The organism is Streptomyces sp. NBC_00045 (assembly GCF_045041095.1).
GTDB lineage: Bacteria > Actinomycetota > Actinomycetes > Streptomycetales > Streptomycetaceae > Streptomyces.
In genome coordinates this window covers 2,863,512-2,876,647 of record NZ_CP108271.1, presented here as the reverse complement: position 1 = coordinate 2,876,647, position 13,136 = coordinate 2,863,512, and the positions used below count along the sequence as shown (strand labels likewise).

Below are 13,136 nucleotides of genomic sequence, written 5' to 3'. Positions count from 1 at the left end.
GTGCGGCGTGGGATGCTGGGTGCGATGGCCACCAGGAAGAACTCCACCGACGATCCGCTCGCCCCGCTCACCCTCGCGGTGGGGCAGGAGGACCTGCTGCTCGACCGTGCCGTACGAGAGGTGGTGGCGGCCGCCCGGGCCGCCGATGCCGACACGGACGTGCGCGACCTCGCCCCCGAGCAGCTCCAGCCCGGCACGCTCGTCGAGCTGACCAGCCCCTCGCTCTTCTCCGAGCGCAAGGTACTGGTCGTACGCAATGCGCAGGACCTGTCCGCGGACACGGTCAAGGAGCTCAAGGCGTACCTCGCGGCGCCGTTCGAGGAGATCATCCTCGTGCTCCTCCACGCGGGCGGGGTCAAGGGCAAGGGGCTGCTGGACGCGGCCCGCAAGGCCGGGGCCCGCGAGGTCGCCTGCCCGAAGATGACGAAGGCGGCGGACCGGCTGGCGTTCGTCCGGGGCGAGTTCCGCACGCTCGGCCGGTCGGCCACCCCGGAGGCCTGCCAGACGCTGGTCGATGCGATCGGGAGCGATCTGCGGGAGCTGGCGAGTGCGGCGGCGCAGCTCTGCGCGGACGTCGAGGGCACGATCGACGAGGCCGTGGTCGGCCGCTACTACACCGGCCGCGCCGAAGCCTCCAGCTTCACGGTCGCCGACCGGGCGGTCGAGGGACGTGCGGCGGAGGCCCTCGAAGCGCTGCGGTGGTCGCTGTCCACGGGAGTGGCGCCGGTGCTGATCACCAGCGCACTGGCGCAGGCGGTCCGGGCCATCGGCAAGCTCGCCTCCGCACCGCGGGGGGCCCGGCCGGGAGACCTGGCACGGGATCTGGGCATGCCGCCGTGGAAGATCGACCGGGTACGCCAGCAGATGCGGGGCTGGTCGGCGGACGGGGTCTCGGAGGCCCTGCGTGCCGTGGCCGCGGCCGATGCCGGGGTCAAGGGCGGGGGCGACGACCCGGAGTACGCCCTGGAAAAGGCGGTCGTGGCGGTGGCCCGCGCCGCCCGCCCGACCCGCCCCTGAACCCCGCCCGACCCGCCGCCGGAACCCCGCCCGCCGCCGAACCCCGTCCGGGGCCGCCGCTGAACTGCGCGCGGTCCGCCGCCGGAATCCCGTCCGCCCCCGCTGAACCCCGTCCGGTCCGCCGCTGAACCGCGCGCGGTCCGCCGCCGAACACCGTCCGGCCCGCCGTCGAGACGGCCGCTGAGCCGCGCCGGGACGCAGGAAAGGCGAAGGCCCCGGGCGCCGCCCTGGGGAAGGGAGGCGGCCGGGGCCTTCGTTCACTGCTCGGTTGCACCGCACCCGCGTGGCGAACGCTTCGTGTGCGGCGCGGGGGCCGGTCGGGAGCGGGAGAGAGGGCCCGCTGGATCCCTTCCGGCGATCACATCAGAGCTCAGCCCTGGAGGGTGGCGACCTTGGTGGCCAGCGCCGACTTCTTGTTGGCGGCGGCGTTCTTGTGGATGACACCCTTCGAGACGGCCTTGTCGAGCGCACGCGAGGCGGCGCGAGAAGCCACGGTGGCCTTCTCGACGTCACCGGCGGCCACGGCCTCACGGGCCTTGCGGATCGCGGTCTTGAGCGAAGACTTGACGGCCTTGTTGCGCAGGCGCGCCTTCTCGTTCGTCTTGTTCCGCTTGATCTGGGACTTGATGTTCGCCACGAAAGAGCCTTTTCAGGTTCAGAGATTTGATCTTCGGATTGTGTCCCGACAGCTGAGAGGGCATACGAGACACAGCTGCCCAGGCTACCAGGCGCGCTCCGACCGGCCCAAACCGAGCGCATCGCCCCGTCCATGGGACCATGGGAGTCTGCGTACAGATCCGACGAGAGCCGGAAACGCTTCCGACTGCGACCCGAGAATCAGGACACTGCGTGCCCGCGATCCCCAGCCACGTGCCCGAGCCGAGCCGTACCGACCCGGCGCTGATCCGCAATTTCTGCATCATCGCGCACATCGACCACGGCAAGTCGACGCTCGCCGACCGGATGCTCCAGCTCACCGGTGTCGTCGACCAGCGGCAGATGCGTGCCCAGTACCTCGACCGCATGGACATCGAGCGTGAGCGCGGCATCACGATCAAGTCCCAGGCGGTCCGGCTGCCCTGGGCGCCCACCGTGGGCGAGGGCGTGGGCAAGACGCACATCCTCAACATGATCGACACCCCCGGGCACGTCGACTTCACGTACGAGGTCTCGCGTTCCCTCGCCGCCTGTGAGGGCACGGTCCTCCTGGTGGACGCCGCCCAGGGCATCGAGGCCCAGACCCTCGCCAACCTGTACCTGGCGATGGAGAACGACCTCGCGATCGTCCCGGTCCTGAACAAGATCGACCTGCCGGCCGCCCAGCCGGAGAAGTTCGCCGAGGAGCTCGCGAACCTGGTCGGCTGCCAGCCCGAGGACGTCCTGCGGGTCTCCGCGAAGACCGGCCTCGGCGTGGACGCCCTGCTCGACAAGGTCGTCGCGACCGTTCCGGCCCCGGTCGGCGTCAAGGCCGCCCCCGCCCGCGCGATGATCTTCGACTCGGTCTACGACTCGTACCGCGGCGTCGTCACGTACGTCCGTGTGGTCGACGGCCAGCTCAACAAGCGCGAGCGCATCCGGATGATGTCCACGGGCGCCACGCACGAGCTGCTGGAGATCGGCGTCTCCTCCCCGGAGATGACCCCGGCCGACGGCATCGGCGTCGGTGAGGTGGGCTACATCATCACCGGCGTGAAGGACGTCCGTCAGTCCAAGGTCGGTGACACGATCACCAGCCTGCACAACGGCGCGACCGAGGCCCTCGGCGGCTACAAGGACCCGAAGCCGATGGTCTTCTCGGGCCTCTACCCGCTCGACGGCTCCGAGTACCCGGACCTGCGCGAGGCCCTGGACAAGCTCCAGCTCAACGACGCCGCGCTGGTCTACGAGCCGGAGACCTCGGCCGCACTGGGCTTCGGCTTCCGCGTCGGCTTCCTCGGCCTGCTGCACCTGGACGTGGTCCGCGAGCGCCTGGAGCGCGAGTTCGGCCTCGACCTGATCGCCACCGCGCCGAACGTGGTCTACCGCGTCGTCCTGGAGGACGGCAAGGAAGTCACGGTCACCAACCCGAGCGAGTTCCCCGAGGGCAAGATCTCGGACGTGTTCGAGCCGGTCGTCCGGGCCACCGTGCTCGCGCCCACCGAGTTCATCGGCGCGATCATGGAGCTCTGCCAGACCCGCCGCGGCACGCTGCTCGGCATGGACTACCTCTCCGAGGACCGGGTCGAGATCCGCTACACCCTCCCCCTCGCAGAGATCGTCTTCGACTTCTTCGATCAGCTGAAGTCCAAGACGCGCGGTTACGCGTCCCTCGACTACGAGCCCACCGGCGAGCAGTCGGGCAGCCTCGTCAAGGTCGACATCCTGCTCCACGGCGACAAGGTCGACGCCTTCTCCGCCGTGACCCACAAGGACGCCGCGTACGCGTACGGCGTGCGGCTCGTCGCCAAGCTGCGCGAGCTCATCCCGCGGCAGGCCTTCGAGGTGCCGATCCAGGCGGCCGTCGGCTCGCGCGTCATCGCCCGCGAGACCATCCGCGCCATCCGCAAGGACGTCCTCGCCAAGTGCTACGGCGGTGACATCTCCCGTAAGCGGAAGCTGCTGGAGAAGCAGAAGGAAGGCAAGAAGCGCATGAAGATGGTCGGCTCGGTGGAGGTGCCCCAGGAGGCCTTCATCGCCGTCCTCTCCAGCGACGAGTCCGGTGGCAAGAAGAAGTAGCCGCAGGCCCCGACGGGCCTTGTGCCGCATGTGAAACAGGCCTCCGCGCAGTCGCGCGGGGGCCTGTTTCGTTATGAATCGGCGTCTCAAGGGCCCTTACGCGCCAGCCGGAGGGCCCCTAGTCTGATCACTGCCCGTTGGTTACTCGCCAGTTACAAGCGCTGGTTGCAAGCCCTGTTGGAAGCCGTCATTCACCGCCTTGGATGACAGGCCCTGCCGCGTGGTCCGGAGGACGTCCGTGAGCGACACACAGACCTTGATCGAGAACCGCCCGCCCACCGTGGCGGCACTCTTCCTTGAGCGTGTCGCCGCCACGCCCCACGCCGAGGCGTACCGGTTCCCGGTGCCCGCGGCCGGCGGCAGCGGCCCCGACGACTGGAAGTCGCTGAGCTGGGGCCAGGCGGCCGAGCGGGTCTTCGGCATCGCCGCCGGTCTGCTCGACCTCGGCCTGCAACCGGAGCAGCGGGTCGCGCTCGCCTCCAACACTCGCGTCGAGTGGATCCTCTCCGACCTGGGCGTCATGTGCGCCGGTGGAGCCGTGACCACGATCTACCCGAGCACCAACGCCGAGGAGTCGGCGTTCATCCTCTCCGACTCGGCCAGCCGCGTGTTGATCGCCGAGGACGCGTCCCAGCTGGCCAAGGCCCGTGAGTGCCGCGCCGACCTGCCCGAGCTCGCCCACGTCGTGGTCCTGGAGGCCGCCGACGCGGTGCAGGCCGAGGGCGACCCGGAGGGCTGGGTGCTCTCCCTCGCCGACCTGGAGGCGCGCGGCAAGGAGTACCTCGCCAAGCACCCCGAGGCGATCAAGGAGCGGATCGGGGCGATCACCCCCGACCAGCTCGCCACGCTGATCTACACCTCGGGCACCACCGGCCGTCCCAAGGGCGTGCGGCTGCCGCACGACAACTGGTCGTACATGGCCAAGGCCACCGTTGCCACCGGGATGATCTCCAGCGACGACGTCCAGTACCTGTGGCTGCCGCTCGCGCACGTCTTCGGCAAGGTCCTGACCTCCGGCCAGATCGAGGTCGGGCACGTCACCGCCGTCGACGGCCGGATCGACAAGATCATCGAGAACCTGCCGGTCGTCCAGCCCACGTACATGGCCGCCGTGCCCCGGATCTTCGAGAAGGTCTACAACGGGGTCGCGGCCAAGGCCCGCGCGGGCGGCGGCGCCAAGTACAAGATCTTCCAGTGGTCGGTCGGAGTGGCCCGCGAGTACGCCAAGGTCACCCAGGACAACTACCGGCGCACCGGCCAGGCCACGGCCCCCTTCGGCCTCGCCACCAAGCACAAGATCGCCGATGCGCTCGTCTACGCCAAGCTCCGCGACGCCTTCGGCGGCCGACTGCGCGCCGCCGTGTCCGGCGCCTCCGCCCTGGCCCCGGAGATCGGCTACTTCTTCGCCGGCGCGGGCATCCACATCCTTGAGGGCTACGGCCTCACCGAGTCCAGCGCGGCCTCCTTCGTCAACCCCGGCGAGGCCTACCGCACCGGCACCGTCGGCAAGCCGCTCCCCGGCACCGAGGTCCGCATCGCCGACGACGGCGAGATCCTGCTGCGCGGCCCCGGCATCATGCAGGGCTACCACCTGCAGCCCGAGAAGACCTCCGAGGTGCTGGAGGAGGACGGCTGGCTGCACACCGGCGACATCGGCGAGCTCTCGCCCGACGGCTACCTGCGCATCACGGACCGCAAGAAGGACCTGATCAAGACCTCGAACGGCAAGTACGTCGCCCCGGCCGAGATCGAGGGCCGCTTCAAGGCGATCTGCCCGTACGTGTCGAGCATCGTGGTGCACGGCGCCGACCGGAACTTCTGCGCCGCCCTGGTCGCCCTGGACGAGCCGTCCATCCTGGGCTGGGCCGCCGAGAACGGGCTGGAGGGCAAGACGTACGCCGAGGTGCTGGCCGCGGCGGAGACGAACCGGCTGATCGAGACGTACGTCCAGACCCTGAACGAGGGCCTCCAGCGCTGGCAGACGATCAAGAAGTTCCGGATCCTGCCGCGCGACCTCGACGTGGAGCACGGCGACCTCACGCCCAGCCTCAAGCTGAAGCGGCCGGCCGTCGAGCGTGAGTTCAAGCACCTCATCGACGAGATGTACGAGGGGTCGCGCGAGGCGTAGCGTCCGCGCCGGGCCCTGCGGGGCGGGGCAGCAGGCCGCCCCGCGGGGCCGTGCGGCGGGAACCGCCCCGCCGGTGCGCGGGGACCGGCCCGGCGGCGGGTGCGGGACAATGGGGGCATGCCTTCCGCACTGCCCGACGGTGACCCCATGCCCGAAGACGGCTCGCTGCCGTCGCATGCCCTGGCGGGTGCCGGGGACCGGCCGCTCGGGTTCTACCTGCACGTCCCGTACTGCGCCACGCGGTGCGGGTACTGCGACTTCAACACGTACACCGCGACCGAGCTGCGCGGCACCGGCGGCGTGCTCGCCTCCCGGGAGAACTACGCCGACACCCTGATCGACGAGGTCCGCCTCGCCCGCAAGGTGCTCGGGGACGACCCGCGGGCCGTCCGCACGGTGTTCGTGGGCGGCGGCACGCCGACGCTGCTGCCGGCCGCCGACCTCGTACGGATGCTCGCGGCGATCCGCGACGAATTCGGCCTGGCCGAGGACGCCGAGGTCACCACGGAGGCCAATCCGGAGTCGGCGAACCCGCAGTACCTGGCGGAGCTGCGGGCGGGCGGCTTCAACCGGATCTCGTTCGGCATGCAGAGCGCGAAGCAGCACGTCCTGAAGGTGCTCGACCGCACGCACACACCGGGCCGGCCCGAGGCGTGCGTCGCGGAGGCGCGGGCGGCGGGCTTCGAACACGTCAACCTGGACCTGATCTACGGGACGCCGGGGGAGTCGGACGAGGACTGGCGGGCGTCGCTGACGGCCGCGCTGGGGGCCGGGCCCGACCACATCAGCGCGTACGCGCTGATCGTCGAGGAGGGCACCCAGCTGGCGCGCCGGATCCGGCGGGGCGAGGTCCCGATGACCGACGACGACGTGCACGCGGACCGGTACCTGATCGCGGACTCGGTGATGGCCGAGGCCGGCTACTCCTGGTACGAGGTCTCCAACTGGGCCACCACGGAGGCGGGCCGCTGCCTGCACAACGAGCTGTACTGGCGCGGCGCCGACTGGTGGGGCGCGGGGCCCGGCGCGCACTCGCACGTCGGCGGAGTGCGGTGGTGGAACGTGAAGCACCCCGGGGCCTACGCCGCCGCCCTGGCCGAGGGCCGTTCCCCGGGCGCGGGGCGCGAGCTGCTGTCCGCGGAGGACCGGCGGGTGGAGCGGATCCTGCTGGAGCTCCGGCTGGTCGACGGGGCCCCGCTGTCCCTGCTGGCCCCGGCCGGGCTCACGGCGTCCCGCAAGGCCCTCGCGGACGGGCTCCTGGAGCCGGGGCCGTACGAGGGCGGCCGGGCCGTGCTGACCCTGCGGGGGCGGCTCCTGGCCGACGCGGTGGTCCGCGACCTGGTCGACTAGCCGACGGCTCGACGAGCCGGGTCGACCGGCCGCCCCGGCCGACCCGTCGGCCGGGGCTAGTCGGCCGGAGCCGTGACGTGGTCGATCAGGTGCTCCACCGAGCCCAGCAGGGTCGGCTCCAGGTCCTTGTAGGACGCCACGCGGGACAGGATGTGCTGCCACGCCGCCCCGGTGTTCTCCGGCCAGCCCAGGGCCCGGCAGACGCCCGTCTTCCAGTCCTGGCCCCGCGGCACCACCGGCCACGCCCCGATGCCCAGTGCGGAGGGCTTCACCGCCTGCCACACGTCCACGTACGGGTGGCCGACGACCAGTACGTCCGGGGAGGTCACCGCAGCCGCGATGCGGGACTCCTTCGAGCCCGGGACCAGGTGGTCCACCAGGATCCCCAGACGGGCGTCCGGGGCCGGGTCGAACTCCGCCACGATGGCCGGGAGGTCGTCGATGCCCTCCAGGTACTCCACCACCACGCCTTCGATCCGCAGGTCGTCGCCCCAGACCCGCTCCACCAGCTCGGCGTCGTGCCGGCCCTCGACGTAGATCCGCCCGGCGCGCGCCACGCGGGCGCGCGCCCCCGGGACCGCCACGGAGCCCGAGGCGGTGCGCAGGGGCGCCTGAGGGGCCCGTGAGGGGCGGGTCAGCGTCACCACGGCGCCCTCCAGCAGGAACCCCCGCGGTTCCAGCGGGAACACCCGGCGCTTGCCGAAGCGGTCCTCCAGGGTCACCGTGCCCGCCTCGCAGGCCACCACCGCGCCGCAGAAGTCCGTACCCGCCACCTCGACCACCAGGTCGGGCTCGGCCGGCACCTGCGGGACGGCCTTGGCGCGCTTCCACTGCGGGGTCAGGTCGGGGGAGTACTCACGCATCCGGCCGACGCTACGAGAGAGGCGGCGCTCACGCGTCCGACACGCCGAACCGCCGTGCCAGTGTGTCGCGTTGCGCACGGACGAAGTCCGCGGAGACCACCGCTCCGTGACCCGGCACGTACAGGGCGTCGTCGCCGCCCAGCGACAGCAGCCGGCCCATGGCCGCCGGCCACTGCGCCGGCACGGCGTCACTGCCCGCCTGGGGTTCGCCCGACTCCTCGACGAGGTCCCCGCAGAACACCACCTCGCGCTCTCCGGGGACGAACACCGCCAGGTCGTGCCGGGTGTGCCCGGGGCCGACGTTCGCCAGCAGGACCTGGACCCCGCCCAGCTCCAGCGTCCATTCGCCCGACACCGAATGCCTCGGCCCCACCAGCAGGTCCACCGCTTCGGCGGCCTCGGCCTCCGCCAGCCCCTGGCGGACCGCACCGGCGCGCAGCTCCTCGCGGCCGGTCGACAGTTCGGCGTCGAGCCCGACCGCCCCGAAGACCTCGGCGCCGGAGAACGCCGCCACGCCCAGTACGTGATCGAAATGCCCGTGCGTGAATGCGATATGCGTCACGCGCCGGCCCGTCAGTCGCTGCGCCTCGGCCCGCAGCTGCGCACCCTCCCGCACGCACGAGCCCGGATCGATCAGGAGGACCGATTCGTCCCCCACCACCAGTCCCACGGTGCAGTCCCACACCGGAAGCCGCCGCCGCCCGGTCCGCCCGGTCAGCCGCTCCCAGCCCGCCTCTTCCCAATGCACGTCCATGCAGGGACGCTACCCTGGCGGGCCGCCCTTGCCAGGGGCTGACTACCCGGCCGTACACTGGCCGGGGGATCTCTGGCACTCGAACGCCCGGAGTGCCAACGCAGCAGATGAAACCGACCACGACGATTCACCGACGACCAGCTGGAGGTGTGCGCCATGCTCAGCGAACGCAGACTTGAGGTGCTGCGCGCCATCGTCCAGGACTACGTCGGGACGGAGGAGCCGGTCGGCTCCAAGGCGCTCACCGAGCGGCACCGGCTCGGCGTCTCGCCCGCCACCGTGCGCAACGACATGGCCGTGCTGGAGGAGGAGGGCTACATCGCCCAGCCCCACACCAGCGCCGGCCGGATCCCCACGGACAAGGGCTACCGGCTGTTCGTCGACAAGCTGGCGGGAGTCAAACCCCTGTCGACGCCCGAACGCCGGGCCATCCAGAACTTCCTCGACGGCGCCGTCGACCTCGACGACGTCGTCGGCCGGACGGTGCGGCTGCTGGCGCAGCTCACCCGACAGGTCGCCGTCGTCCAGTACCCGAGCCTGACCCGGTCCACGGTCCGGCACGTCGAGCTGCTGTCGCTGGCTCCGGCCCGGCTCATGCTCGTGTTGATCACCGACACGGGCCGGGTCGAGCAGCGGCTCGTCGACTGCCAGACGCCGTTCGGCGAGACCTCGCTCGCCGATCTTCGGGCGCGGCTCAACAGTCGGGTCGTCGGCCGCCGGTTCACCGACGTGCCGCAGCTCGTGCAGGATCTGCCGGAGTCGTTCGAACCGGAGGACCGCAGCACGGTGTCGACCGTGCTCGCGACCCTGCTGGAGACTCTGGTCGAAGAGGCCGAGGAGCGGCTGATGATCGGCGGAACCGCCAATCTCACGCGCTTCGGACATGATTTTCCCCTGACGATCAGGCCGGTGCTCGAAGCGCTGGAGGAGCAGGTCGTGCTCCTCAAGCTGCTGGGCGAGGCCAACGAGTCGGGGATGGCCGTACGGATCGGGCATGAGAATGCCTACGAGGGACTGAACTCCACGTCCGTCGTCTCGGTCGGCTACGGTTCGGGCGGCGAAACTGTCGCCAAACTCGGCGTGGTCGGACCGACCCGCATGGACTACCCCGGAACGATGGGAGCGGTACGCGCAGTGGCACGTTACGTCGGACAGATCCTGGCGGAGTCGTAAGTGGCCACGGACTACTACGCCGTTCTCGGCGTGCGCCGCGACGCATCGCAGGACGAGATCAAGAAGGCCTTCCGCCGCCTCGCGCGCGAACTCCACCCGGACGTGAATCCGGATCCGAAGACGCAGGAGCGCTTCAAGGAGATCAACGCCGCGTACGAGGTGCTCTCGGACCCGCAGAAGAAGCAGGTCTACGACCTCGGCGGCGACCCGCTGTCCTCCTCCGGCGGCGGTGGCGGCGCGGGCGGCTTCGGTGCGGGCGGCTTCGGCAACTTCTCCGACATCATGGACGCCTTCTTCGGCCAGGCCTCGCAGCGCGGCCCGCGCTCGCGGACCCGCCGCGGCCAGGACGCCATGATCCGCCTCGACCTGGAACTGGACGAGGCCGCCTTCGGCACGACCAAGGACATCCAGGTCGACACGGCCGTCGTCTGCACCACCTGCTCCGGCGAGGGTGCCGCCCCCGGCACCTCGGCGCAGACGTGTGACATGTGCCGTGGCCGCGGTGAGGTGTCGCAGGTCACCCGGTCCTTCCTGGGCCAGGTCATGACCTCGCGCCCCTGCCCCCAGTGCCAGGGCTTCGGCACCGTGGTCCCGACCCCGTGCCCCGAGTGCGCGGGCGACGGCCGGGTCCGCTCCCGCCGCAGCCTCACGGTCAAGATCCCGGCCGGTGTCGAGAACGGCACCCGGATCCAACTCGCGGGCGAGGGCGAGGTCGGCCCCGGCGGCGGCCCCGCCGGCGACCTGTACGTGGAGATCCACGAGCTGTCGCACCCGACCTTCCAGCGGCGCGGGGACGACCTGCACTGCACGGTGACCATCCCCATGACGGCAGCGGCCCTGGGCACCAAATGCCCGTTGGAGACGCTGGACGGATTGGAGGAGATCGACATCCGTCCCGGCACCGGGTCGGGCCAGGCCATCCCGCTGCACGGGCGCGGCGTCACGCACCTGCGCGGCGGCGGCCGCGGCGATCTGATCGTCCACGTCGAGGTCACCACGCCGACCAAGCTGGACGCCCAGCAGGAGGAGCTGCTGCGCCAGCTCGCCAAGCTGCGCGGCGAGGAGCGGCCCATGGGCCAGTTCGCGCCGGGTCAGCAGGGCCTGTTCAGCCGCCTGAAGGACGCCTTCAACGGCCGCTGACCGGCCCGCGAGCGCATGTACGAGCCCGGTCCGGGGATGCCCCGGACCGGGCTCGGCGCATTGATCCGGACGCCTCCGGCGGAGCGGACTATGCCAGGCGAATGCGGTGATTCGGCCCGGTGCGCGGGACGTGGCACGATGCAGTCCATGTCCTCCGCACCGAACGGTCTCTCCCCGTACCCGATCGTGCAGGCTCCCATGGCGGGCGGCGCCTCCTGTCCGCCGCTCGCCGCCGCCGTGTGCGAGGCGGGCGGACTGGGCTTCCTGGCCGGCGGCTACAAGACCGCCGACGGCATGTACCAGGAGATCAAGAGGCTGCGCGCGCTCACCCGGCGCCCGTTCGGCGTGAACCTCTTCATGCCGCAGACCGGCTACGTGGACCCGGCCGCCGTGGAGGCGTACCGCGGGCAGCTGGCCGGCGAGGCCGGCTGGTACGACGTGTCCCTGGCCGACGAGGACATCATCGGCACCAGCGACGACGGCTACGACGCCAAGCTCGCGATCCTCCTCGAAGACCCGGTTCCCGTGGTCTCGTTCACCTTCGGCGTTCCCGTGCCCGCCGTCCTCGCCGCCCTGCGCAAGGCGGGCACGTACTCCGTCGTCACCGTCACCTCGGTCGAGGAGGCGCGCGCCGCCCAGGCCGCGGGCGCCGACGCCGTCTGCGTCCAGGGCGTGGAGGCGGGCGGCCACCAGGGCACCCACCGCGACGACCCGCAGGCGGACGGCACGGCGGGCGTGGGCCTGCTCGCGCTCGTCGCGCAGGTACGGGAGGCCGTGGCCCTCCCGATCATCGCGGCGGGCGGTCTGATGCGGGGCTCGCAGATCGCGGCGCTGCTGGCGGCGGGCGCGGAGGCGGCGCAGCTCGGCACCGCGTTCCTGGCCTGTCCCGAATCGGGCGCGCACCCGCTGCACAAGAAGGCGCTGACGGACCCCCTGTTCCCCCACACCGAGCTGACCAGGGCGTTCTCGGGACGACCGGCCCGGGGCCTGGTGAACCGGTTCATGCGGGAGCACGGGCCGTACGCCCCGGCCGCGTACCCGCAGATCCACCACATGACCGCCGGGCTGCGCAAAGCCGCGGCCGCGGCCGGGGACCCGCAGGGCATGGCCCTGTGGGCGGGCCAGGGCCACCGGCTGGCCCGGGCGCTGCCCGCGGGGGAGCTGATGGAGGTGCTGGCGGCCGAACTGGCCGAGGCCCGCAGCGCGTTGAAGGAAATGCAGAAGAGGAGTACGTCATGACCGCCCCCGTGTTCGTGGTCGAAGAGGTCCCCGCGGGGCCGGAGTTCGTGCTCGACGGCCCGGAAGGCCGGCACGCGGTGTCCGTGAAACGGCTGAACCCCGGTGAGGCGGTGGTCCTCACGGACGGCCGCGGTGGCTGGGCGCAGGCCGTGGTCAAGGCCGCCGAGGGCAAGGACCGGCTGGTCGTCTCGGTGTCCGCCACCGGCCGGGAACCGGAACCTGCCGTGCGGATCACCGTCGTCCAGGCCCTGCCCAAGGGGGACCGCGGCGAGCTCGCCGTCGAGACCATGACCGAGACCGGCGTGGACGCCATCGTCCCCTGGCAGGCCTCGCGCTGCATCACCCAGTGGCGCGGCGACCGCGGCGCCAAGTCCCTGGCCAAATGGCGGGCCACGGCCCGGGAGGCGGGCAAGCAGTCCCGCCGGGTGCGCTTCCCGGAGGTGGCGGAGGCCATGTCCACGAAGCAGGTCGCGGCGCTGCTGGCCGGCGCCGACCTGGCGATGGTCCTGCACGAGGACCGGGACGCGCCCTCGGGGGCCCTGGCCACGGCCGAGCTCCCGGCCGGCGGCTCCGTCGTCCTGGTGGTCGGCCCCGAGGGCGGGGTCTCGCCGGAGGAGCTGGCCGTCTTCGCGGAGGCCGGCGCCCACCCCCACCGCCTGGGCTCCTCGGTCCTGCGCACCTCCACCGCCGGCACCGCGGCGACGGCGGTCCTCCTGGCGCGCACCGGCCGCTGGTCCTGAAACGCACGTGAGGGCGC

The 13,136-nt window shown here is 71.9% G+C and carries 11 protein-coding genes; 8 read left to right on the top strand and 3 right to left on the bottom strand.

What is annotated here, in order from left to right; translation table 11 throughout:
- Positions 1 to 24 precede the first annotated feature (24 nt).
- Positions 25 to 1,017 (top strand): DNA polymerase III subunit delta, encoded by a 993-nt coding sequence (holA, locus tag OHA65_RS13530; RefSeq protein ID WP_328765179.1) that lies wholly within the window; start codon positions 25 to 27, stop codon positions 1,015 to 1,017.
- A gap of 370 nt (positions 1,018 to 1,387) precedes the next feature.
- Here holA and rpsT read toward each other — a convergent pair whose 3' ends face one another.
- A complete protein-coding gene (rpsT, locus tag OHA65_RS13525; protein WP_327161927.1) occupies positions 1,388 to 1,654 on the bottom strand; it encodes a 30S ribosomal protein S20 in 267 nt (88 codons plus the stop codon).
- Between the two features lie 212 nt (positions 1,655 to 1,866).
- Between rpsT and lepA the strand changes: the two genes are divergently transcribed.
- From lepA to hemW, 3 genes are all read left to right on the top strand, one after another.
- The gene (lepA, locus tag OHA65_RS13520; RefSeq protein WP_327283380.1) at positions 1,867 to 3,732 is read left to right on the top strand and encodes a translation elongation factor 4; all 1,866 of its coding nucleotides are present in this window, start codon (positions 1,867 to 1,869) and stop codon (positions 3,730 to 3,732) included.
- Positions 3,733 to 3,970: 238 nt separating this feature from the next.
- Positions 3,971 to 5,860, top strand: a complete 1,890-nt coding sequence (locus OHA65_RS13515) for an AMP-dependent synthetase/ligase (RefSeq protein WP_327283379.1) — start codon at positions 3,971 to 3,973, stop codon at positions 5,858 to 5,860.
- Positions 5,861 to 5,977: 117 nt separating this feature from the next.
- Entirely contained in the window at positions 5,978 to 7,210 is a 1,233-nt protein-coding gene (gene hemW / locus OHA65_RS13510; protein WP_405761928.1) for a radical SAM family heme chaperone HemW, read from the top strand.
- 56 nt (positions 7,211 to 7,266) lie between these two features.
- On the opposite strand, the gene OHA65_RS13505 is transcribed toward hemW, so the two are convergent.
- Positions 7,267 to 8,073, bottom strand: a complete 807-nt coding sequence (locus tag OHA65_RS13505; RefSeq protein WP_327283377.1) for a DUF3097 domain-containing protein — start codon at positions 8,071 to 8,073, stop codon at positions 7,267 to 7,269.
- 28 nt (positions 8,074 to 8,101) lie between these two features.
- Complete coding sequence (locus OHA65_RS13500; RefSeq protein ID WP_327283376.1) at positions 8,102 to 8,827, bottom strand: MBL fold metallo-hydrolase; 726 nt, start codon at positions 8,825 to 8,827, stop codon at positions 8,102 to 8,104.
- Positions 8,828 to 8,983: 156 nt separating this feature from the next.
- On the opposite strand from OHA65_RS13500, the gene hrcA reads away from it, so the two are divergent.
- The 4 genes from hrcA (at position 8,984) to OHA65_RS13480 (ending at position 13,119) form a co-directional block, all read left to right on the top strand.
- The gene (gene hrcA, locus OHA65_RS13495) at positions 8,984 to 10,000 is read left to right on the top strand and encodes a heat-inducible transcriptional repressor HrcA (RefSeq protein WP_327283375.1); all 1,017 of its coding nucleotides are present in this window, start codon (positions 8,984 to 8,986) and stop codon (positions 9,998 to 10,000) included.
- Positions 10,001 to 11,140 carry a molecular chaperone DnaJ gene (gene dnaJ / locus OHA65_RS13490; protein WP_327283374.1) on the top strand — a complete coding sequence of 380 codons (1,140 nt, stop codon included), beginning with the start codon at positions 10,001 to 10,003 and terminating at the stop codon, positions 11,138 to 11,140.
- Between the two features lie 147 nt (positions 11,141 to 11,287).
- Positions 11,288 to 12,379, top strand: coding sequence for a nitronate monooxygenase (locus OHA65_RS13485; RefSeq protein ID WP_327283373.1), 1,092 nt, complete (start codon positions 11,288 to 11,290; stop codon positions 12,377 to 12,379).
- Positions 12,376 to 13,119, top strand: coding sequence for a 16S rRNA (uracil(1498)-N(3))-methyltransferase (locus tag OHA65_RS13480; protein WP_327283372.1), 744 nt, complete (start codon positions 12,376 to 12,378; stop codon positions 13,117 to 13,119). Before OHA65_RS13485 ends, OHA65_RS13480 begins: the two co-directional genes overlap by 4 nt.
- Positions 13,120 to 13,136: the final 17 nt, after the last annotated feature.

Bases quoted from the DNA above. Each gene is read 5' to 3' on its own strand.
- holA (WP_328765179.1), top strand. From the start codon at position 25: ATGGCCACCAGGAAGAACTCCACCGACGATCCGCTCGCCCCGCTCACC.
- hemW (WP_405761928.1), top strand. From the start codon at position 5,978: ATGCCTTCCGCACTGCCCGACGGTGACCCCATGCCCGAAGACGGCTCG.
- OHA65_RS13505 (WP_327283377.1), bottom strand. From the start codon at position 8,073: ATGCGTGAGTACTCCCCCGACCTGACCCCGCAGTGGAAGCGCGCCAAG.
- OHA65_RS13500 (WP_327283376.1), bottom strand. From the start codon at position 8,827: ATGGACGTGCATTGGGAAGAGGCGGGCTGGGAGCGGCTGACCGGGCGG.
- hrcA (WP_327283375.1), top strand. From the start codon at position 8,984: ATGCTCAGCGAACGCAGACTTGAGGTGCTGCGCGCCATCGTCCAGGAC.
- OHA65_RS13485 (WP_327283373.1), top strand. From the start codon at position 11,288: ATGTCCTCCGCACCGAACGGTCTCTCCCCGTACCCGATCGTGCAGGCT.
- OHA65_RS13480 (WP_327283372.1), top strand. From the start codon at position 12,376: ATGACCGCCCCCGTGTTCGTGGTCGAAGAGGTCCCCGCGGGGCCGGAG.